At 55.3% G+C, this 21,335-nt stretch carries 22 protein-coding genes, 1 tRNA gene and 1 pseudogene; 9 read left to right on the plus strand and 15 right to left on the minus strand.

The window, feature by feature from the left end:
- Positions 1-4: 4 nt before the first annotated feature.
- Positions 5-817 carry a division plane positioning ATPase MipZ gene (locus ACZ1JM_RS12545; protein WP_465132731.1) on the minus strand — a complete coding sequence of 271 codons (813 nt, stop codon included), beginning with the start codon at positions 815-817 and terminating at the stop codon, positions 5-7.
- 135 nt (positions 818-952) lie between these two features.
- Here ACZ1JM_RS12545 and panC point away from each other — a divergent pair, with 135 nt between their 5' ends.
- Positions 953-1,822 carry a pantoate--beta-alanine ligase gene (gene panC / locus ACZ1JM_RS12550; RefSeq protein WP_465132732.1) on the plus strand — a complete coding sequence of 290 codons (870 nt, stop codon included), beginning with the start codon at positions 953-955 and terminating at the stop codon, positions 1,820-1,822.
- Between the two features lie 34 nt (positions 1,823-1,856).
- Here panC and ACZ1JM_RS12555 read toward each other — a convergent pair whose 3' ends face one another.
- The gene (locus tag ACZ1JM_RS12555; protein WP_465132733.1) at positions 1,857-2,432 is read right to left on the minus strand and encodes a carboxymuconolactone decarboxylase family protein; all 576 of its coding nucleotides are present in this window, start codon (positions 2,430-2,432) and stop codon (positions 1,857-1,859) included.
- A gap of 330 nt (positions 2,433-2,762) precedes the next feature.
- Between ACZ1JM_RS12555 and ACZ1JM_RS12560 the strand changes: the two genes are divergently transcribed.
- Positions 2,763-4,142, plus strand: coding sequence for an aromatic ring-hydroxylating oxygenase subunit alpha (locus ACZ1JM_RS12560; protein WP_465132734.1), 1,380 nt, complete (start codon positions 2,763-2,765; stop codon positions 4,140-4,142).
- Positions 4,143-4,196: 54 nt separating this feature from the next.
- Positions 4,197-4,511, plus strand: a complete 315-nt coding sequence (locus ACZ1JM_RS12565; RefSeq protein WP_465132735.1) for a Rieske (2Fe-2S) protein — start codon at positions 4,197-4,199, stop codon at positions 4,509-4,511.
- Positions 4,512-4,884: 373 nt separating this feature from the next.
- Here the strand turns inward: ACZ1JM_RS12565 and ACZ1JM_RS12570 are convergent, their stop codons facing one another.
- Both ACZ1JM_RS12570 and ACZ1JM_RS12575 read right to left on the minus strand, forming a co-directional pair.
- Positions 4,885-5,697, minus strand: a complete 813-nt coding sequence (locus tag ACZ1JM_RS12570; RefSeq protein WP_465135062.1) for an EthD domain-containing protein — start codon at positions 5,695-5,697, stop codon at positions 4,885-4,887.
- A 123-nt stretch (positions 5,698-5,820) separates the two neighbouring features.
- Positions 5,821-6,045, minus strand: a complete 225-nt coding sequence (locus ACZ1JM_RS12575; protein WP_465132736.1) for a hypothetical protein — start codon at positions 6,043-6,045, stop codon at positions 5,821-5,823.
- On the opposite strand from ACZ1JM_RS12575, the pseudogene ACZ1JM_RS12580 reads away from it, so the two are divergent.
- A pseudogene (locus ACZ1JM_RS12580) lies at positions 6,044-6,795 on the plus strand (IS5 family transposase). The gene ACZ1JM_RS12575 and the pseudogene ACZ1JM_RS12580 sit on opposite strands and share 2 nt — an antisense overlap.
- Positions 6,796-6,989: 194 nt before the next feature.
- Here ACZ1JM_RS12580 and ACZ1JM_RS12585 read toward each other — a convergent pair.
- The 4 genes from ACZ1JM_RS12585 to ACZ1JM_RS12600 form a co-directional block, all read right to left on the minus strand.
- Positions 6,990-8,099: an acyltransferase family protein gene (locus tag ACZ1JM_RS12585; protein ID WP_465132737.1), complete on the minus strand. Its 1,110-nt coding sequence runs from the start codon at positions 8,097-8,099 to the stop codon at positions 6,990-6,992.
- 75 nt (positions 8,100-8,174) lie between these two features.
- Positions 8,175-9,119 (minus strand): hypothetical protein, encoded by a 945-nt coding sequence (locus tag ACZ1JM_RS12590; RefSeq protein WP_465132738.1) that lies wholly within the window; start codon positions 9,117-9,119, stop codon positions 8,175-8,177.
- Between the two features lie 691 nt (positions 9,120-9,810).
- The gene (locus ACZ1JM_RS12595) at positions 9,811-11,151 is read right to left on the minus strand and encodes a GmrSD restriction endonuclease domain-containing protein (RefSeq protein ID WP_465132739.1); all 1,341 of its coding nucleotides are present in this window, start codon (positions 11,149-11,151) and stop codon (positions 9,811-9,813) included.
- A gap of 43 nt (positions 11,152-11,194) precedes the next feature.
- Positions 11,195-11,608, minus strand: coding sequence for a hypothetical protein (locus tag ACZ1JM_RS12600; protein ID WP_465132740.1), 414 nt, complete (start codon positions 11,606-11,608; stop codon positions 11,195-11,197).
- 216 nt (positions 11,609-11,824) lie between these two features.
- Between ACZ1JM_RS12600 and ACZ1JM_RS12605 the strand changes: the two genes are divergently transcribed.
- Positions 11,825-12,841 carry a phospholipase D family protein gene (locus ACZ1JM_RS12605; protein ID WP_465132741.1) on the plus strand — a complete coding sequence of 339 codons (1,017 nt, stop codon included), beginning with the start codon at positions 11,825-11,827 and terminating at the stop codon, positions 12,839-12,841.
- 237 nt (positions 12,842-13,078) lie between these two features.
- Here the strand turns inward: ACZ1JM_RS12605 and ACZ1JM_RS12610 are convergent, their stop codons facing one another.
- From ACZ1JM_RS12610 to ACZ1JM_RS12625, 4 genes are read right to left on the minus strand one after another with little or no spacing between them, the layout of a single operon-like run.
- Positions 13,079-13,504: a hypothetical protein gene (locus ACZ1JM_RS12610; RefSeq protein WP_465132742.1), complete on the minus strand. Its 426-nt coding sequence runs from the start codon at positions 13,502-13,504 to the stop codon at positions 13,079-13,081.
- Positions 13,497-13,940, minus strand: a complete 444-nt coding sequence (locus ACZ1JM_RS12615; protein ID WP_465132743.1) for a hypothetical protein — start codon at positions 13,938-13,940, stop codon at positions 13,497-13,499. The genes ACZ1JM_RS12610 and ACZ1JM_RS12615 overlap by 8 nt, the downstream gene beginning before the upstream one ends.
- 53 nt (positions 13,941-13,993) lie before the next feature.
- Positions 13,994-14,332, minus strand: coding sequence for a hypothetical protein (locus ACZ1JM_RS12620; RefSeq protein WP_465132744.1), 339 nt, complete (start codon positions 14,330-14,332; stop codon positions 13,994-13,996).
- A gap of 49 nt (positions 14,333-14,381) precedes the next feature.
- Positions 14,382-14,930 carry a helix-turn-helix domain-containing protein gene (locus ACZ1JM_RS12625; protein WP_465132745.1) on the minus strand — a complete coding sequence of 183 codons (549 nt, stop codon included), beginning with the start codon at positions 14,928-14,930 and terminating at the stop codon, positions 14,382-14,384.
- Between the two features lie 115 nt (positions 14,931-15,045).
- On the opposite strand from ACZ1JM_RS12625, the gene ACZ1JM_RS12630 reads away from it, so the two are divergent.
- Positions 15,046-15,348, plus strand: a complete 303-nt coding sequence (locus ACZ1JM_RS12630) for an antibiotic biosynthesis monooxygenase family protein (protein WP_465132746.1) — start codon at positions 15,046-15,048, stop codon at positions 15,346-15,348.
- A gap of 120 nt (positions 15,349-15,468) precedes the next feature.
- Here ACZ1JM_RS12630 and ACZ1JM_RS12635 read toward each other — a convergent pair whose 3' ends face one another.
- Both ACZ1JM_RS12635 and ACZ1JM_RS12640 read right to left on the minus strand, forming a co-directional pair.
- A complete protein-coding gene (locus tag ACZ1JM_RS12635) occupies positions 15,469-15,948 on the minus strand; it encodes a MarR family transcriptional regulator (protein WP_465132747.1) in 480 nt (159 codons plus the stop codon).
- Positions 15,949-16,478: 530 nt separating this feature from the next.
- Positions 16,479-17,624 (minus strand): SHOCT domain-containing protein, encoded by a 1,146-nt coding sequence (locus tag ACZ1JM_RS12640; protein WP_465132748.1) that lies wholly within the window; start codon positions 17,622-17,624, stop codon positions 16,479-16,481.
- 293 nt (positions 17,625-17,917) lie between these two features.
- Here ACZ1JM_RS12640 and ACZ1JM_RS12645 point away from each other — a divergent pair, with 293 nt between their 5' ends.
- Entirely contained in the window at positions 17,918-18,418 is a 501-nt protein-coding gene (locus tag ACZ1JM_RS12645) for a hypothetical protein (protein ID WP_465132749.1), read from the plus strand.
- A 264-nt stretch (positions 18,419-18,682) separates the two neighbouring features.
- Here the strand turns inward: ACZ1JM_RS12645 and ACZ1JM_RS12650 are convergent.
- A tRNA-Thr gene (locus tag ACZ1JM_RS12650) sits at positions 18,683-18,758 on the minus strand.
- Positions 18,759-19,035: 277 nt separating this feature from the next.
- On the opposite strand from ACZ1JM_RS12650, the gene egtB reads away from it, so the two are divergent.
- Positions 19,036-20,316 (plus strand): ergothioneine biosynthesis protein EgtB, encoded by a 1,281-nt coding sequence (egtB, locus tag ACZ1JM_RS12655; RefSeq protein ID WP_465132750.1) that lies wholly within the window; start codon positions 19,036-19,038, stop codon positions 20,314-20,316.
- 1 nt (position 20,317) lies between these two features.
- The gene (egtD, locus tag ACZ1JM_RS12660; protein ID WP_465132751.1) at positions 20,318-21,322 is read left to right on the plus strand and encodes an L-histidine N(alpha)-methyltransferase; all 1,005 of its coding nucleotides are present in this window, start codon (positions 20,318-20,320) and stop codon (positions 21,320-21,322) included.
- The last annotated feature ends 13 nt before the right edge of the window (positions 21,323-21,335 follow it).

The following is a 21,335-nucleotide window of genomic DNA, read 5'->3' on the forward strand; positions in this document are numbered from 1 at the left end:
CGGATCAGGCTCCGGCCGCCATGGCCAATTCGCCCTGCCCGCGCCCGGGCACCGGCAGGTTCAACCCCGCAACGAGGCCGCGCACTTCCTGCCGCGCGACCAGGTGGCTGGTGCCAAGATCGCCCAGATGCCCCTTGTCGAGAAGGGTCAGGCCCGAGGGAAACAGCTCACGAAAGATCACGCGTTCAGACAAGCCGCCCGCCACCCGGAAACCGGCGCGCTTGGACAGTTCCTTCAGCGCCCCGTCGATGCGGCGCATGTTGCGCGCTTCGACGTGCTGGACGCGGTTTCGCACCACGACCCAGTCCAGTTCCCGGCGGCCTTCCTGGATGGTCTTCAACCCGCGTTTCTTGCGCGCTTCCCACATCACTTCGGCATAGAACGACAGCCGCTTTACCTTGAACGTCTCGCTCTCCACCTGACCAAGCAGATCGAAATCGACGAAGCTGTCGTTCAGCGGCGTGACGAGCGTGTCGGCCGTCGTGGCGACATGGCGAGCGAACGGATCGTCACGGCCCGGCGTATCGAACACCAGGAAATCGTATCCCTCGGCAATCTGCTCGGCAAGCTCGTCCAACTCTCCCACATCGTCGCCGTCATAGACCGCAAAGCGTGCCCCGGGCAGCACGATGTCCCGCCGACGTTCTGTCTCCACCCGGTTTTCCAGATAGCGGAACAAGGTGCGTTGCCGGTGGTCAAGGTCGATCGCGGCGACTTTGGCCCCCTGATAGGCCAGCGCGATGGCCACATGGACGGCCGTAGTGGACTTGCCGGTGCCGCCCTTCTCATTGGCGAAGACGATGCGATGCGCTTTCACGGGACCGTACGCTTTCCTTTTTGCGGGCAGAGGTTCGGCCCGACATTCATATAGTGTTGCCCCCAGAAGTGCGCAGTGGCTAAGTGCCGAGCGCGCCTGCCGGTCCAGGCCACCATACCGGAGCAGTGAACCTCAATGCAAATCGTCCACACCCTTGATCCACTGCGCCGTACGGTTAACGATTTGCGAACGAGCGGAGACACGCCACGCACGATCGCCCTGGTACCGACCATGGGCGCCTTGCATGAAGGGCATCTGACACTGGTGCGCGAGGCGAAACGCCGGGCGGACCACGTCGTGGTGTCGATTTTCGTCAATCCGCTCCAGTTCGGCGCCAACGAGGATCTCGACGCTTACCCCCGGCAACTCGAACGCGATGCGGGCTTGCTGAGAACCGAAGGTGTCGACCTGCTGTGGGCGCCGACGGTCGAGGCCATGTACCCGGCAGGCTTTGCCTCCAACATTTCGGTAGCCGGCGTGAGCGAGGGGCTTTGCGGTGCCTCCCGTCCCGGCCATTTCGATGGCGTGGCGACGGTCGTGTGCAAGCTGTTCAATCAGGTGATGCCTGACGTTGCGCTGTTCGGTGAAAAGGATTGGCAACAGCTCGCCGTGATCCGCCGCATGGCGCGCGATCTCGACCTGTCACGCCCTACGGCGGATGCCATTCTGGGGGTCGAGACCGTGCGCGAGGCAGACGGTCTCGCAAGGTCCTCCCGCAACGCCTACCTCAGCGAGCAGGATCGGAGCGCGGCCGTATCCCTGCCAACGGCGATGCGCGCCGCCATTGCCGCGATCGAAACCGGCGCGCACGTCCCGACCGCGATTGCAAAGCTGGAAAGCGACCTGCTGGCTGGCGGCTTCCTGTCGGTCGATTACGCGCAGCTACGTGATGCCGACAGCCTGGTCGAGCTGGACGCACGCAACGACCGCCCGATGCGACTGCTGGTCGCGGCACGCATTGGCCGCGCTCGCCTGATCGACAACATGGCCGTCAGCCCCGCCTGAAGGTGACCCGGCCCGCCTGGCCGGGTCGGGTCGGCTACTCCGCCGCCTCAGCCAACGCAGCCGGGCGGAACGGGCACGTATCTTCCTTCTCGGCCATGTCGAACACGAACAGCATCTTGGCCAAGCCACCAAGATAGCTCATGACAGTGCCAAGCTCTAGAATTTGCGCATCGTCAAAATGCAGGCGCAAGTCCTCATAAAGATCCGGGTCGAGATGGCCTTGGATATTCGTCATCAGGAACTGGTCTGCCAGCGCGAGTACCGCCCGTTCGGAGTCGCTGAAAATCGAACGATCGCCCTCGATCGCGTTCAGCTCCTCTTCGCTATACCCGACTTCCTTGGCGCCGATCGTGTTTCCCAGGTTACAGCTGCGGCACCCGTGGCCCAGGCTCATGCGCAGCCGGGCGAGGTGCTTCAATTTGACGTCGACCCGGCCGCGGTAAAAAATCTTCTCGTAGAAATCGATCATGGTGAAATCGAGCAGTTCGGGCGCGTGAGCCCCCTTCTCGATGAAGCCGGCCTGCCCGGTCAGCTCATGGACGAAATCCCAGGATTCCTGAAGGTTTGGCGATAATTCTTCGCGATTGAGGCTTTTGATGCCGTTGGCCACGGTGCCTTCTCCTCTGTCCCAATGCATGGCCGCCCATCTCGGCCTTGATCGATGCAGCAGCATTTTTTGGATGGGGTGCCTGACCCTACGCCCAGTCCTGGACCTGCCAGCCTATCCAAAAAGCTAGATCGGCTGGCGAGGGAGCGACGAGGAGAAGCGATCCCGCGATGTACCGAAAGATCATGCGGGCAGCGCAATAACAAACAGTCATGAATGATTATTTTGAGATTGTTATCTTGCGATATTGATTTAAGTTCGGGGCTACAGCGAGGGCAAAAAGTCCGGCTTCCGGGATACCCGGAACATTTGGGAAAGGTTGGGATCCGCGTCATGGCTCATGGACCTGCGTATGATTATCGTCAGACTTGGCCAGTCAATCCCGAGGCGCCTGCCGAAAGCCATGAGGCAAAAGCACCGTACGTCGATAACGGCGTACACGCGATCTCCCCGGAGAGATATTGGTCGGCAGACTATATGGATGCGGAGCGTCGGCTGCTCTGGTCTCGGGTCTGGAATTGGGCGGGCCGTGAGGAAGATATTCCCGATCCGGGTGACTACGTCACATTCGAGATTGGAAAAGAGAGCTTCATCATCACGCGCGACGATGACAATCGTATCCGCGCTTATTTCAACGTCTGCCCGCATCGTGGCAATCGGCTTGTGTCGGATGACGAAGGATGCCGCCCCAACGGCTTCACCTGCCCCTTCCACAACTGGCGTTTCGATCTTGACGGGAAGATCGCGCATGTCACCGACCGGGAGACATTCCGACCCGAGGCGCTGTGCCGCTCCATGGATCTGATGGAAGCCCGCTGCGAAAGTTGGGAGGGCTTCATCTTCCTCAACATGGACCCCGATGCCAAACCACTGAGTGAGCATCTTGGCCCCCTGGTCACACATGCCGAGCCCTATCGCCTCAAGGACATGCGCATCATGCGCCGTGTGCAGGCGGTGTGGGAATCCAACTGGAAAGTTGCCGTCGATGGCTTCAACGAAGCCTATCACGTGCATGCCATTCACCCGCAGATATTGCCGGTATTCAATGACTACAACGCGCAGATCGATCTCTATCCCAATGGCATGAGCCGGATGGTGACCAAGTTCGCCACCCAAAGCCCGCGCATGGACGCCGACGGACTAAACCCCGGCCTGCGTGCGACGATGATCGAGGTAGGGCTGGATCCTGACAGCTTCGATGGCAACAAGGACGATGTGCGCAAGGCGATCCAGACGGCGAAACGCCAGCGGGCCGAGCGGCTAGGCCTGGATTTCTCCGGGTTCCTGGACAACCAACTCACCGATGACTGGAACTACGACATCTTCCCCAACATCCAGTTGGGAATACATCCGGAAGGTGTGTCGATGTTGTACTTCCGGCCTCACCCGCATGACCCGCGCAAGTTCATCTTCGATGTCATCGTCATGATGCATCCGCAGGACAACGTCGAAATCCTTCCCCCCGCATACATGGGACTTCCCGAGGGGTGGGACATCTCCGGCCAGGAAAAGGCGGAGATCCAGCACATCGACTGGCGCGAAGGCGGCCTGGGCGAAGTCTTCGATCAGGACAGCAACCTCTTCGCCGAAGTTCAACGCGGCATCGAAAGCATGGCATTCAGAGGATCCATCCTGTCGGAACAGGAACAGAGGATCGGCCACTTCCACGCAGAACTGGATCGCTACATCGGCAGCGCCGTCGCCCCCCGATGACGCCCCCGGGCGCGCCTTTGGCAGGCCGCCCCATGAAGACAGGACATTCACCCAATGGCGCGGCGCGCAATAGCTTCGCTGGAAGACGTTCCGCAAAACGGCGGCAAGGCCTTCGATGTCGACGGTAAATCAGTACTCGTCTGTCGCTCGCCGTCAGGGGTGTTCGTGATGGAGAACATGTGCAGCCATGCTTTTGCCTACCTTGAGGGAGGCAAAATCAAAGGGCCGCATATCTTCTGCCCGTTACATGGCGTTCGGTTCGACATGAGAGACGGATCGCCCAGCGGCACGCTGACCAGAAAATCGATCGCGGTTTATGCGGCAACGGTAGACGGCGATATCGTCTATGCCGACATTCCGAAGGCTTGATCCAGCACGAGCGCCTGCATCAGCGGCGTGATCGTCCACCGGCCGTCGTCAGCCGCCCGCTAGGAGCGTCGTCGCCAAAGCACCCCCAATCCGTTTCGCGATACGGCGACTGATCTTTGATGAGCGCATGCTTGCGATGCATTCGGACCAGTTCCTTCCGACCCTAGACAAGTTTTGCAAAGCCAGCCGCGGCGGAATCCAGAGCACCCTGCAAATCAGCAGGCGGGACGCGCGATGCAGCTTGACCCCGTCCTTCTCGATCAGCCTCGGCGATGCTGGCATCGCCTTGCTAGACAACTCGTGAATCTGCTCAGCTTGGGCCTTTGGCGGGTTAAACGCGCGTGCAGGATGGACCGCCGGAGGCCGCCTTGCATCAATTTTGCCAGACAGTCTTGTATAGGCCGAACTGCGAGCACGTGTGATCAATGAAGCGGCGCTCATCTTCTATCGCATCGATTTCCACCGAAGGCTGCGATAGAATAGCGGCTGCCGCCTCAGGGCTGTCAAAATAGGATTCGGTAAGGCCGTCCATGACGGGGAAAGAAACGCCGAGCTCGCTCGCAAGCGCGTCAGTCGCGGCCTCATCAACATGATTTTGCCGGTACCGAACCCCCTCCACGCCCTCGCCGAGCGTTGCATGGCGATCGAACCAATGCGTCATGAACTCCCTGTGGGTCAATTGCGGCAGGCGTCGTAAAGGCATGATGTTGTAGATCGGACCATCGCCGCTGGTGATCGCGATCTCTTGACCAATCAACACTGCCGTGCCTTCGGGCGTCGTCAACTGGGTGAGGGCATGAGCAACTGCCACAATCGCCGCACGCATCGCGGGCAGCGCGGTCGCATCGTCGGCTGAAAGTTGTACGGCGAAGTCAAAAGGAGCAGGACTATCCGCCATCACGCGCTGATGGGGCAGTATCGGCAAGGTGCGTATCCGGCACGCGGCGCGCACCAGGATTTTTCCCGGCAGGTCGGATGTTATCTCAGGTAGCCTTTCCGCTGCGAACGCAGTAAATTTATCCCACGCGATCTCGTCGCGTGCATACATATAGATTGCTGCCTTCGCGCGGCCGGTTCGCTTGTTCATCCGCTTGTCTCCGTGTTTATTTCCGCTGAAAAACAATACGGGGTTATCATCGAAAATGGCCCGGATGGGCAGCCGCTTTGTGCATCCGTTGACCCGCACGTTCAAGATGCTGGCTTCTTCACTTTGGGTTCGGGCGCAGCGATATGTGATTGGACGCTGAAGAAGCTGTCGTTGCTGGTTTCCAGGGCGCGGCAGTCAGAATTTTGCTAGGCCGTGAACCCATTAACGCGACGATGTCTTAGCCGTCTTGATCTGTCGCACCGCCCAGATGCCAATTGGAATTGTCATGATGAGGAACACGATCAATCGAGGGTTCCATTGCTCACCGCTGAAGAATGCGATCAAGGCGGCGGCAAAGAAGAAGAGCGCCCAAGACATCCAGGGTTTCATGGGGTCCACGGTAACACGGCTTTCCTTGTTGAGCGAAAGCTGATTCAGGGACGGCATGAGCCGATATGACCTGACCGATTTCGAGTGGCGTGTGATCGAACCACTGTTGCCCAATAAGCCGCGAGGCGTTCCTCGTGTCGATGACCGGCGTGTGCTGAATGGCATCTTCTGGGTACTGCGATCGGGAGCGCCGTGGCGCGACTTGCCGGAACGCTATGGTCCGCGCACGACCTGCTATAATCGCTTCGTGCGATGGCGGAAGGCAGGTGTCTGGGATCGAATGATGGACGCCATCATTCGATCCCATGATGGCGACATCCAGATGATCGACAGCACTTCCATCCGAGCGCACCAACACGCCGCGACGGCAAAAAGGGGGATCGAGATCATTGTCTCGGTCGCTCCCGAGGCGGGCTCACCACCAAAATCCACGCGGTCGTCGATGGGCAAGGTCTTCCGATCCGGCTGAGACTGACCGCTGGTCAAACCCATGACGGCCAAACCGCTGACGAGATGCTCGATCATGTCGGCGCTGAAACAATCGTGTTGGCGGACAAGGCATATGATGCCAATCGCATTTGAGCAGTTCTTCGTAAGAGAGCGTTCACAAATATCCCGCCCAAGACCAACTGGAGGTCGCAACCTTACTTCAGCACGTGGTTATGTCGCGAGCGAAACTTGATCGAGCGCTTCTTCTCCAAGCTGAAGCACTTCCGGCTCGTCGCCACCCGATATGACAAGCTGGCTGAGAACTTCCTCGCTATGGTCCAATTGACTTCAATGCGCCTGTGGCTCCGAGTCTATTGAGTCTATGGCATAGTATGCCAGTCTAGCCAAAGCACCCCAGCCCGTGCCTCAATACATTGACTGGCAGTCTGCTGTACGCGGTACATGCATTTAGAATCAGACCGATGATATGCTGTCAATACTACGACCATGAGTGCCGCAGGTACACATTTCATTCCATATGCTCTTCGAGGGAACCTAGTAGGATAAAGGGCTCAATTCGCCTTCAGAATGGCGCTAGCCGTCTTTGATCCTCGAAAGAAACGAATTAGCGGCTTCTCGATAACAAAATGGAACAATAGCCCGCCGAGGAGTCCTGCGGTAAGCAAAATAAGGAATGCGACAAGATGCGGGATATGAAGTTTATCAGTAAGCTTATAGCCTACGATAATGATTGGGAAATGGCACAGATATATTGCATACGAGGCGTCTCCCCATAGCCTGCAAATCGATGCTACTCTCCCCTCTATTTTTAGGTCCATAGTAGAAAGTAGAACGAGTGCACCCGATATTGAGAAATAAATTGGGGTGACATTTTCGTATGACTTTAGATGTTTAAATTCAATACAAAGCCATGCGAAAGTTACCCAACTAAAAATTGAAAATGCGGGGTTAAAGCGGCTAACCCATGCCGCGACGCCTTCCCGCCTGCAAATCCAAAACACTGCGGCACCAAAGGCGAATAGAACGTTCAAATTAGATACAAGTGTTCTCACAAGTTGGTTTTCGCCACTCGACGTCAGTCCAAACGAGAACATCCCCCATGCTACCACCCCGGCGATTGCAGCCTTTCGTGATCGGTAGCGCAATGCAAAAATAAGGTAAAAAATGAGTTCATGCTTTAAAGTCCAGATGACAATCGGACTTGGCAAAGTTAGCATCGGGATGACCAAAGCCGAACTCAGCCAAAGCTTGAGATCGAGGTTGCCCATAGATGATGTATCTATTCCGATACGATGTGCGATCAACCCAACAACGAACCAAGCGCTCGCTACTATAAAAGCGGGGGGAATAATCCGGACGATCCGCTTAAAGAAGTACCGCTTTGCCGACTGCGCCGTGCTGACGTCGTCCCAATGTGCGTAAAAGATAACGAAGCCACTCAAGACGAAAAATAGTTCAACGCCGCGAGACCCTATTTCGGCGAAGCTCCAAGCGGGATCGTAACCCGCGTTCTGCAGCAACACTACATTGCAGTGGTGGGCTACAACCGCAACAGCAGCGATAGCCCGCAGCATCTGAAGACCTATTATGGTCTTTCGCTTTTCCAGGTCTGTAGACACGACAGCGCTAGCTTCGTGCGCAAGGCTAACTTGCAAATTCATCGCGCGCTATCTCAATCTAAGAGTGCAAGGTATGAGTTGAACCGGTGGTCCAGTCGACCGTAACTCTCTGCTATTTTACGCCCGAACCGACCGTTTACCAGCTTTCATAGAACTGCGCCCTGCCAGAATTTTTAACGGCTTCTTGATATAGTCTGGTACCATGCGCTTGACACCGGCCACACTCGATTCTCCGATGACATAGTGTTCCCAATCTGGAGCAAGGCTGACTTTATCCTCATTCCCATACCAGAAATTGCCGTACAATTGAGTACGTTGTGCCTTGAGGTGGTCGTATTTGGCATGCACAGCATGCAATGTTTCATGACTTGGTGAAAAAATTACCATGCTGTTGTTAAGATTTTGCTGCTTAACTGTGTTACACCAGCCCCATGGCACCCAACACCGCTCACTATCGACATTGTATTCCCAATAAGACCTTATGTAGTCCTTCTCGGGCCGAAATTTCATGTAGTGAGTATGGTACCCAGCACTCTCCGAGTCTGGTGCGGGATTGATATTAACCATATATGTCAACGCTTTACGGCGGATGTCGGGGTGGGGGCTTATTTCATAGCCGTCCAAATATTTTTGGATGCCTGCATCATAAATGATACCATCCCTCTCAATACCAAACTTGTTCATTAAGGTGGCTTGGAACTCCTCTGAGGCCAAGAATTCCCCTAATTCCTTGATGATCGCCGATCTCTTTTCAAACAACCGAAACGTGATACCAAAGCCCTCACAAGTATTGGTATTCAGTACCTTGCCACCGTTTTTGTGCCATTTCAGGTACGTTTCAACATTCTCACTTGTTCCTGGGAATGGGATAGGCTTCCAACCAGACTGCTCTAATGCATCGATCAGCATACGATCATTTTCGACCGGCCGAAGTGCTATTTCTGGAGCAGCAATGATTTCGCGGAAAACGGTGTCGGGAAGCAGATTTGTGATTTCAATGTGACGGAATGGCTCATCTTGGAATGGAGCGCTTTTGATCTTCTCAATTACTTCCTGAAACACAGCTTACTCCCGCACATAATAAAATGCTGCTGTGCGCATATCTTCGGGCGCGGTCATACGCAATAAGTTACGCAAGCTAATTTGAGCAGTTAGCCTTATTTTCTCGAAATGGCACGGTCATGCTTCTGATCTATTCGGTCGATCTAAATTATTGTAAAGCGTAGAATGCAGAAAGCCGAGCGGGCAATATTGCAGCACCATGCGGTCGCCTGCCTCATACATCGTCAGGGCTTGACGGCGGGCATGGTCAGCAATTTGTGAGCAGACAGTCTGCAAATGACTGAATAGGCACTCTTGGCGCCATTGGATCGGCTATGGTCTAAATAAAACGGGTATAGCGTAGTCATAAGATGAACCCGGCCCAAACACGCCCCAGCCTTGACCCAAGCGCTCCCAAGCTGGAAAGCCCTTCCCGTGGGAAACCGCCGATGTCTGGGTGGAAGTGCCTTTGAGACGGTGGTGCCGCTTACAGGATTCGAACCTGTGACCCATCATTACGAACACGAGCGATAGAATGGCAGAAATCCCGGGCTTCCGAGGTGCTTGGTACCGGAAATTGCCCAGTCTTCCGGCTTGCCCAAGCGATACCCAGATTGTGCCGAAATCCGAACTGAGCGTCTTCCTACCGAAAGCACTTTAGCTCAGTGAAGGATCGGATTTCGACCCGGTCAAAACCCGGATGGGGAGCAATTCAACTTCGTCCACCTCGAACCCTATTGCAATGCCGATGGGTCAGCCTGGCGTTTTCCGGAATGGTTGCTCCACCTCGCCAATAATGGTCGATGTGGTCGATCTCCGCGTCATCTGCTGATGGAACGCGCTGATCGCAAATCGCGCATGCCGGGTCGTCAGCAAACATCGTTTCCTTGAGTTTGCGAGAGAACGAACGGGTTTCGCTGCCGGGCGTTGCGACCACAGCCGTAAGGCGATCCAACCAAACTCGCGCACGGTATTGGAGGCGCTCGGGCTTGTCGGTTGATCGGCCGATATAGTCCACAAAGGTAGCATCATTCGACATCACATCGAGAAACTCTTCTCGGATGGCATCGGCAACAGGGACGATTTGCCGCTTCTCGTAGAACGCAAAGCCGTAAAGGAGCGTGTCCCACAAGGCGACATTGATTTTGGCTTCCCATTCGCCCGCTTCAGCCGCTATCCGTCCGTTATTCCAGCGTCGAAACGCGCTCTCGCCGAAGACCAGCCAAGCGCACTCGATCGCCTCCTCAAACGTCCGGCTCATTTCCGCAACGTCAGCCTGAGATGCGTTTCGATGCACCTGCATCTCCCGATTCATGAACTGCTTCATCGCACCACGATAGTTCAGATGGGAGTTACGCTTCATAGCAAGGAAGCGCAGGATCAGCTGGCGATCCTCCATTCGTTTATGTGGCGATTCTGCGCGTCGCACCTTCAAAAAGAATGAGTTCCGCGATAGGGTGGCGAGCATATCGTTATATGCCCCCCGATACATGCAGTTTCGCAACTCTGCGTCTTTGAGCTGAACCGATCCACAGTTTAGGCGCTCAAAAACCTCAAACTTTACGTCAGGATGACTATCATTGCGCAGCACGATCGCGCGCAAGGTATAGTTGAGGATCGCGTTTTGTTCGGACTTGCTGAGATCCTTGAAAGCCTTGCCCTTCAAGTCGCTGCGGACGTTAAGTCGCCCGAGGCGGAAAGCAGAACCGTCCGGAAAACGTCCGCAAACATATGCATGGATCGACGTCAACCGTTGCTGGCCGTCCACCACTTCCCAGTCACTGTCAGGGGTTTCTGCCAAGTAAACAATCGGGAGCGGAATGCCCATAAGAATGGACTCAATAAGTTGGCTCGCCTTTGCTGACGACCAGACATAATCTCTTTGGAATTCCGGCTGGAGAATCAATCCCCCTCGATCAATCCGCGAAACAAGCAAGTCAACGGTGAGATCCAGCGGCTGCGTGGACAGCCTACGTTCGTTATCACCGAGCTCAAGAACTTCATCTTCTTCAATTTCTAAAACATCAAACTCGGCCACTACTTCCTCTGTCATGCAAATGTTCCCCGCAAGGTTCCAAATAAAATCTCTAAGTTTCTCAACCTCGATTTGGTCTTGAGCGGACGTCCATATCGTGGGTCCAAGTTTGATTGCCTTGGAGCAGCTCGAGTTTTTTTGGAGGAGGGCGAAAGGCCACTTCCTCCATGCTACCTAGAGTATGTTCTCCGTTAAATTGAACATTTTGACCAGCCACGCATAGGCGTGCTTTGGCTTGTGACTCCCGGAACAAATTGACTGAAAGCGTTGGCCGCTCCCATCGGATGACCTTCTTTGTATAGCCAGGATCGGGTGGGCCGATGACCGATGAAACCGCTTCGATCGCGCTCTGAATCAGCTTACTTTCAGCCTCGAAATCGCAGAACAACCCAACCTCAACCGTAGAATATTTGCAATGGTCCTTAACGGCTTGGCCTGTAGGAACAAGGCCGATTTCGCGTTGGTCGCTGCGCAATCGGGGGAGCAGATCGCAGGCTTTCGATTTCGTTACACCAATGCGGCAACATAAACCGCATTTTTAGAAGGCAATGCCTACCTTTTAACCACGGACTAAATTATCACACCCCTATTTTGAAGATCTTTATTAATGATATTAAAGCGAAATAAGATGTTCGATGTGTAGCAAACGATGGGGCTTGGGATCGCGATGAAGATACTACATGGAGTTGATTTGGCAGAGGCGATCCATGGCTTATTCCAAGGGCGTGGTCGGTTGCGATGCGCAGTTGCGTTCTGGGGGCCCAAGTTGGGAGAGCTGGCGCTAAAGCGTGAAGCAGAAGTCATTCTTGATATTTCTATGGGCGGCACTTCGCGCAACGCATTGAGGGCGCTCGGACTACGCAAGAAGGCGCTTCCAGATCCGACTGGCCGCGTGAAGGTACTCGATGGATTGCATGCGAAGTTGTACATCAGCGAACAGACGACAGTGATCTGTTCAGCCAATGCATCCCAGAATGCGTTAGGTGCGGAAGGTTTCAAACCGAAGCTTCTCGAAGCAGGAGTTCTCATCGATCGGACGGATAATCAGCATGCGTACGATGAGGCGGTCGCACTATTTGAACGATATCAGAAGATGGCTCGGCTCATAGGGCCTGACGACTGGGACCGAGCGGTGCGAGCGCCTACAAATCCAGCCGCTCGTGACTATCGAGAAAACGTGAACTCAACATCACCTTCACTTCTTCGATCCCTGCTCGAACAGCCCCAAGACTATGCTAGCACGGCATTTATATTTGGCGATCATAAAATAGGTAATCATGATCTACAATTGGCAAAGGAAGCCTACCTAGATGAAGTAGGTGAGAGCCCCGAGCAATCAAAGCGGTCACATATTGCTACAATTGAAGGTAATCCGAGAGCGGAACGCAAACTTCGTAGCGCCATCCAGATTATTATGTACTGGTTAGCAGATTCACCTGGAATATTCGCCTATCATGATATTATGCGTGCTAAGCACAAAAATGGCGATGTCAGTTATTTTGGTCGAAGAAACTGGGGCACGGTGCGCTCAATTCTACCTATGCGGAATATTAAAAGTTCCGATATTTGGCTGGCCGATCGATCAAAGGCGAATCAGCTTGCGGACAAGGACGGCGAAGAGGAAAGAGAGCGCTTTGTGATCCTCACCAGTGGCGAGGTTTATGAAAAGCTTGAAAGGGATATGCTAGATCGCACGTCGGGAGCTTGACTTGTCAGGTTGGACGCAGAACACGGCAGCATTCGTCCTCCGTGATACCAGCGATAGGTCACCCGAAACCGTTCGAGCTTTCAGGATCGGCGAAGGCTTTATCGGGCGGGTGAAGCTGGTGCAAAGCGGCCACCCTCAGACTTCGGTTTTCGCCGTTTCACGTAAACTGCGTTATCAGTGCGTAGCGGCGTCCCCAATCAGCCTAGACATTCGCAGGCGTGGCGGTGCTAGGCTGCGTTAAGCTGCGGCCTGAAGTACCGATATGATCGTACTGGTAGGGACTTCGACCGATCTGCGGGCATTCAGATGCATTATCGCCAGCCATCGGGTTACGACACCTGCCCCTTGCGGCAAGAGCTTAAGCAACTGCCGATCAACTTGCTGTTCGGCGGGGACGCGTTCTACCAGCTTCATTTTAATCAAACGAATGATCGAATGCGCCGCAGTCGCTGTTGGGTGCAAGGATGCCAAGCACGCTGCCGAAACCGCCATGCATTTTTCCGACGAGGAACGATAAAGGTTCAGTAGGATCAGCCAATCACACTGACTGAGGTCGGGGGCTATCTGATGTCTGGCTTTGACCGCGTCCAGGTAAATTTGAACGTTGTCGATTTCGCATTCAATCTCGGCAAAATCTCCGACGACAGAGGTCAGATCATCCATCAACGCTTGAAAGTTCTTCACCGGACTCACTCTTGAAGCCTTTGCGGAAATCCAGAATTGGGCCAAGGCACAGCACAATCAATTCCGGGATGCTCCAGAACGCCGACAAAGCCTTGAACAGGCGAGGCGTGCTGGGGATGAATTGCCAAGCGAGAAACGAGAGAACACTGAGCATATGAAACGCACAGATCCATAGGGGCCAGTATCTGTCGGTTCGTACCGCCACCCTTGAAAGACCAGCCAATAGCAAAAGGTCTACGATGATCGTCGCATTAGGAAGGGTTATGATTGATTTGAGGGTCGTGGCACCGATGTAGGTACCTGCGCCTGCAGCGACAAACATTAGGCATGTCCGCCGCCCTTCCCAACCGCCCCAAACCAATGCAGGGACACATGCAACGATCATCAATAGCCCAAAGGCGAGGTTCAACAGCATGGCGATCGTTGTAAGCTAGACTCGCTTCGCCAAGCCATCCGACTCGTCACAGGTTAAGCGTTATTCGGCATGGGGCTAACAAGCTGCCCGCTCGGTGCGTTGTCGCCAAAGCAACCCCAATCGGTTTCGCGGTGCGTAGATTCGCCTTTGATATGGGCCAGCTTCCGATGCATTTGCACCATGTCCTTTCGGCCCTCTACAAGCTTGGCAAAGCCTGATGCGGCGGAGTCTAGTGCTCCCTGCAAATGGGCAGGCGGCACGGAGGACGCGGCATTGGTTTCCATAATCGTGGCAGCAAGCCGCGCGGCATCGTAAAGGGCGTGATCTACACTCTTGAACATACCGGAAATCTCGGTGGCAACTGCACGCCCACCAGCTTCTGAAAGATGCATAAGTTTCTCCGATGCGTGAAGCACGCTAAGGTTTTCTATTTGCTGGAATTCACCTGCCTAACAGGCTGAAGATACCCACCATGACCGTAACGATGGCAGCAAGGACGACAACCGAGACAAGGCCAACCTGCCCCATAACCATCACTCGTTCCACCAGACTAAGGCTATGTCGAGTTCCCCCGACCGGAGGTAGTTTCAGCAAAGACGAAGCGGAAAACGATGATCCAGTATCGCTGCCCGTTGTCGTGTTTGAATGATCCCGATGCTCCGGCTGAACGCTTATTGCATCAGCGATCGGCACAACGTCGAGAGCGCTTGAGGTACTAGGTAGCCGCTCCCTATCCCTTGAAATATTGAGATAAATCCTCGCAGCGTCAGCACGGCTGGATACGTCTAGCCTCACCAGCAAATCCGCGACATGATTATCGATAGTTTTATAGGATAACCCGAGACGAGCGCCGATTTCCTTCGAGGACAAATGGTCGGCCACGAGGGAGAGCACCTCGTATTGTCGATTGGAAAGCTTTTGCTGTAGCTCTGCCTTAGACCATTCTCGCATTGCCTGCTCTTGCTCACGCCTGCCATATTTATCGGCCATCGATGAACAACATACCGTCACCGACTGGCAATGGGTAAAGGCATTAACAGAAATTTAGTTCGTGTGTCGAACACATCCCCTTGCCCTTATCGGCAAGCGGATTCTAAAGGGCGCCATGTTTTTGGTGATATTCCGCAATCGCAAATGTCACGATATCGACGTCGATTCGTACCTCGACGATGCAATACGCATCGAGGAGCTCGCGCGGCGACAGACGGGCCTTCTACTCTATCGTAGCTATACGTCTGACGACGGAGAAGACGTCGTGCTATCGGAGTGGCAAGATGAAGCGTCTGCACTCGCTTGGCAAACACACCCGGAACACGAGCAAATGCAGCAGCGTGGGCGGGACGGCTATTACGAATCTTATCATCGCTACTGCTGCCCCGCTCCCCGCACCCACCGATTCGACCGCTAAATTCAGCGCTAGCCTTTGTTTGCGCGGCAAAATAGCTTACTCAAACAACCTAGACTGCGCTTCTATCCCTGACCCCGTGGGCTGCTGATCTTCATTGCGATTGGATTGCGGTCTATCACGTCAGAAATCGACGTCGTCAAAATATCGATCCATGGCGGCAATTGCCTCCGGGCTCAGGGACACCAAATTTTTCCGCCGGTCTGAGGCCACTTCGCGCTTTTGAATGAAGTTTTCGCGGGTCAGGAGGGTAACCCAGCGTAGAGCGGTGGTGCTTGGTACATCCGCGCCGATGCATGCCGATGTAATCGTGATCTGCCTTTCTTCGTGATGCGCGATATAGAGATCCAAAAGAATGTCCCAAGCAGGCTCCCCAAACAGCGCCGGATTGAAATGACGTGCCCGCCGACGCCTGGCGTCATATAGCCGTTTGGCATTGTCGTATCGTAGAGCTGGTGAAAGAGGGGCTGTACGCGGTTTGTGGCTGTTTGCTTTGAGGTTTCTCAGCAACGATAAAACCTGATTGGCATAAGACGCCATTTCGTCAATTTCGACGTCGCTAACCTTGACTGCACGACGTTTCTTGATCGCGATTTCCAACATAATTTCGGCCCCCTATTCGTTGAGGGCTAGTTACGTAGAAATCTATATGGCCGTCATTAAATCGCTGTTATTCAATCCAAAGCGAATGTTTCATTTGGTTGCCGGGTCGTTCGACCGGGGTGATGGCTGCAATGTCTCGCTATGATCAACCATCGATCGCAATGCATCAACGCCAGCCTGCACATGGGCTGCAGCGATATAGCATTTCATGCGGTCTAACCGCAGAATTAGGGCGTCTAACTCCAGCGCTATCTCTTGGATGGGTTGGGTAGCCATTTTGGCCCTCGCAATTCTGCAATCGATTTATCACAATAAGGGATGACACCTAACATTAGGTGACCGCAATTGCTTAAATTGCGGATGTTTCATCCAGATCGGTGGTTATTTGGCCTATCTAAAGGTTCGGCATGTCACTCACGCGTCGTCAGACTACATCAGCGTCGCGTCTAGAGCGTCAGGCCTTACAAAAGGCTTACCGCTTTGTGACGAAGCGCTGCGGACAAACTTTACTCAGTAGGGATGTGCTGAGCCTATCCATGGGGGAACCAGGGCTCGGACGAGAAGTCAGTTGGGCAGAGGCGATACCGTATCGTCCTTCCGCCCGTCCAAACGACGTCGATCTGATTGCTGGAGACGTTGCTGACCGCTCCCGAGATGGGCTCGATGCCGTCATCGATCGTCAGCTTGTTGGCAACTTGGGTCCACTTCCCAGTGCTCACATCCTCACTGTAAGTTCCGTCGCCACGGAGGTTCATCGCGTCTCCACTTGCGCAGTAAGACCCTTCAGGCACCCATATGCCTGCTAAGGACCCGACATTGGTGGGAACGGTAGATACTGCCAAAACCCCACTGCTCTTTTGGCTTTCGCGCTGATTGGGAGCTTGCTGATCCGCTCGTTTTATTCCGCTGGCCATAAGGGTAGCCATCAGGAAGCGTTTGATTGCTTCGTCGCCGGTATCCTTGCTATCGACCACTTCACGCTCGAACGCGAGGGTGTCAGGTCCACAGTTTTTCAGATCGCCCTTGCCCTCGACCCGCCTGAAGGACCATTTTGTAACGACCTGCGAATTAGCCACTCGATCAGTCGTCGTGCCGGTTAAGGTGTAAAGGCTATCGCCCTCATCGCTCCACGTCCAAGCCTCGCTCACCGAACTTGGGGCCAACGCTTTAAGCTGAGGGGAATTCATCAGCTGCGTGAGCTGCGAGACGGACACTTCATGTTTCCTCATGACCTGCCCGCCGACGCCCACACCGACGCAAAAGTCTGCGATCGCGGTAGGCGGGCTTTCGTTTCCTGCGGTGGTGAAGCGGCTAAAGCTCCACGCACTTACAAGGACAATTGGTACGATCAACAACGCGGCTATCAGTACGCGTCGGCCCCCGGAAGCTTGTCCGGGCCTAAACGGATTTTGCTGCCACCCTTCCGATAGGGATGGGCGATCGATCTGAGCTTCCCGTTCAGATGCATCGGAACTTGACGTCTGACCCCGTTCACGAATGGCGTTCGAACCGAGCAACTTAGCTTTGGCTGCTGCATATTCTTGTTCGCTCAGATCGCCCTGCTCCCGCAGTGACTTGAGTCTGCCGAGATCGTCCACCCAATTTGACACGCTTCCCCCCCGGTCATTCCCATCGATGGAACCGATAGGGATGATGTGTAACTGTTTGCCGACCATATGCGAGGCGCTACATGCCCGCTCTTCCCATCTGACGCGAGGCATATCCGTTTGGCTGGAAGTGGAACTCGCTACAGACCGGGGTATAGCGTGGGTGCCGACCTCAACCGGCTCAAGACGCCCCAGCGTTGACCCAAGCGCTCCCCAAGCTGGAAAGCTCTTCCCGTGGGAAACCGCCGATGTCTGGGTGGAAGTTAACACCATAAGCAAGTGATCTATGCATCCGCCCATTTTCTGGGTGTGAGTCAAATTTCTCTTATGCAAGTATCTGTTCTTTACAGGAATGCTATCGGGTGGGGCGTATGAATTTGAAATGTCTGCTGCTGGGTGTTGGACCGCTTGCTCTCGCAAGTTGTTCATCAAGCGAACCGGATTGCTCAAACAGCGAAGTCCTAGATATGATGCCGACGCTCGCTAAGGCATCGAACCTCGACATTGATTATATAAATACAGTTATACCAAAGCCAGAATCTCCAGAGTACTCATCGTATAGCGAATTCGAAAAGCGCCAATTGGACGAAATTCGAATTAATGGAGAATATAAAGTAGATGGCGAGCACGCAATCAAGAGAAATGCAAAATCTGGATCTTTGATTTGCAATGCAAAATTGACTTTTCTTCACAAAGGAAAAGTTGGTGTCACCCGTGACTTGGTTTATTGGGCTCGAGATCGAAATGGAAATCTTGTTCTGGAGGTTTTCAATTTAGCTGTCGATCTGTCTACTGGTAAGCAAACGGTCGCAGGTGAAGTGAACGGGGGGGTGTGGGTTGAACTTGAAGGCACCCCCAAGTAGGTTTCGATATGACGGTCGTGCTGCGCCAAACTGCGCAGGCGAAGCAGGTAGTGATAGCCTGACTGTCGAGAGGTCGGGCTACACTTCAAACAATTCTTGCCCCTCGGAGGGTTTCCGAAAGCGCCGTTGGCTTCAGGCACGCTTTCCATAGGTTGACCCGAATGATCCCAAAGACGCCCCAGCCTTGACCCAAAAGCTACCCAAGGGGAAAGCTGCTTTGGCTGGGAAACCGCCGATGTCTGGGAGGAAGTGCCTTTAGGAAGGTGGTGCCGCTTACAGGATTCGAACCTGTGACCCCATCATTACGAATGATGTGCTCTACCAACTGAGCTAAAGCGGCATGCCCTGCGGGCAGGCGGGGCATTTACATGGGAGGGGCGTGTGAGGCAATCGCCTTTTCGTCGTTTTTTATCGATCGACAACCATGGGGCGTTTCACTGCCGTTCTGTCCCCCGGCTGGCCACGTGAGCCGCTGCTTTTTCGGTATCGTCGGAACAACTGTGCGCTCTGCGCACTAAACACACTTAAGGGCGGATTTACTGCGTGGTACGATCCGACCAGCAGTCTGGTCGCCGTGCAAGCCGGGCGTGCCTACGTGGGCAGCGGGAGAAGTGAGCATGCAGAGCGAAGCGGCACCCGTCATGGCGCAGGCACCTTTGGCGCAGGAATCGCTGGCGTCGCTTTTCAAGCAGACCCGCTCTCTCAGTCGCGCATTGGCGCAGGGGCTAAACGAAGCGGACATGACCGTACAGTCCATGCCCGACGCGTCTCCGGTGAAATGGCACCTGGCGCACACGACCTGGTTCTTCGAAACGTTCCTGCTTCGCGATCATGTGCCCGGATATGCGCTGTTCGACGAACGCTGGCCGTTCCTGTTCAACAGTTACTACGAGGCGGAGGGAGAGCGCATTGCCCGGCCCGAGCGCGGTCTACTGACGCGTCCCACGGTTGCCGACGTCATGGCGTACCGCGACCACGTGGACACTGCGATGATCGATGCCCTGCCGATGTTGCTCGATCGACAAAGCGAGCTGATCGAGCTGGGCATCCAGCATGAACAGCAGCACCAGGAACTACTGCTTACCGACTTGAAGCATCTGTTCTCTCGCAATCCGCTGGGCCCTGCCTATGCGGCGGCGCCTGCCGCCAGCATCCATCAGGAAGTGCCCCTACGCTGGATTTCCGGCACGGAAGGTCTTGTCGAGGTCGGCCATGACGGAGCGGGCTTCGCCTTCGATAACGAGTTGCCGCGCCATCCGTCGTGGCTTGCTCCGTACGCCCTCGCCAATCGGCCCGTTACCAATCGGGAATGGATCGAGTTCATCGCGGATCAGGGTTATCGCACGGCGTCACTGTGGCTGTCGGACGGGTGGGACTGGCTGCACAACGAACGTGTCAGCGCCCCGCTGTACTGGCGCGGGCATGGGCGGGAATGGGAGCATTTCACGCTGGCGGGCTGGCAACCGGTCGATCCCGATGCGCCGGTTACGCATGTCTCGTTCTACGAGGCTGACGCTTTTGCTGCATGGGCAGGTGCACGCCTGCCTACCGAGCAGGAGTGGGAAGCCGTCGCGCAGGATCATGATCCACTGGGCGGACTCCAGCTGGACCACGCCCATGCCGTTGCGCCTCGTGCACCGGAGGAAGACGGCCCGTTCGCTTCCCTGTTCGGGAATGTCTGGGAATGGACCGGATCGGCCTATCGCCCGTGGCCGGGCTACCGGCCTGTGGCGGGGGCCGTGGGCGAGTACAACGGCAAATTCATGTCCGGTCAGTTCGTCCTCAAGGGCGGCAGCTGCGCCACACCGCGCGGCCATGTTCGAGCATCCTATCGCAATTTCTTCCATCCTCATCAGCGCTGGCAGTTTACCGGCGTGCGCCTTGCAAGGAGCCTCTGACATGCTCTTGACGCCGACCCGCAGCGACGACGCTCCCGATCGTTCATCCCCTCCCATCGCAGATCCGGCGTTCCGCGCGGACGTGCTTCGCGGCCTTGGCCAACAGCACAAGGCCGTACCGGCACGCTGGTTCTACGACATGCGAGGGTCGCAATTGTTCGAGGCAATCACCCAGGTTCCCGAATACTATCCGACCCGCACCGAAACGGCCCTGCTGAACGCACATGCGGCAGCGGCGGCGGACATCGTGGGGGCGGATGCGACGGTCGTGGAGTTCGGGTCCGGCAGCTCGATCAAGACGCGAATTCTGCTGAAGGCGATGCCCCGCACGACGTATGTGCCGATCGACATCTGCGGCGAGTTTCTGGACGAGGCGTGCGAAGAGCTGAAGCCGATGTTCCCGCAGCTGCGCATCATGCCGGTGGAAGCGAACTTCATGAACCGGGTCTCCCTTCCCGTGCAGCGGGACGGCCAAGCCATGCTCGGCTTTTTCCCCGGATCGACCATTGGCAACATGACGGCGGCTGCGGCAGTGGACCTGCTACGTTCGATGCGCGAAACCCTGAGCGGTGCTGGCGGACCAGCCTATCTGCTGATCGGCATAGACCGGGTGAAAGCGCCAGAGCGTTTGGTAGCAGCCTACGACGACGCCCAGGGCGTGACGGCGCTGTTCAATCTCAACCTGTTGCAGCGGATCAATCGCGAGCTTGGCGGCACCATCCCGGTTGGAGAATTCCGCCATGTCGCCCGCTGGAACGAAAAGCTGAGCCGCATCGAAATGCACCTGGAGGCTCGGCGTGCGCTTCGCTTCGAGGTTGCCGGGCAGATGTTCAGCATGGATGGAGGCGAAACCATCCACACCGAAAACTGCCACAAGTATCGTCCCGGGGAAATGCGCCTGCTCCTTGCGGCAAGCGGCTGGTGTGAGATGGAGCACTGGACGGACGAATGCGGCGACTTCTCGCTCATCCTCGCCAAAGCGGATACCGACGCGCAGACTCCCTGACCGTTCGGTGCGA

The sequence above is a fragment of the Novosphingobium sp. BL-S-24 genome (assembly GCF_055521575.1).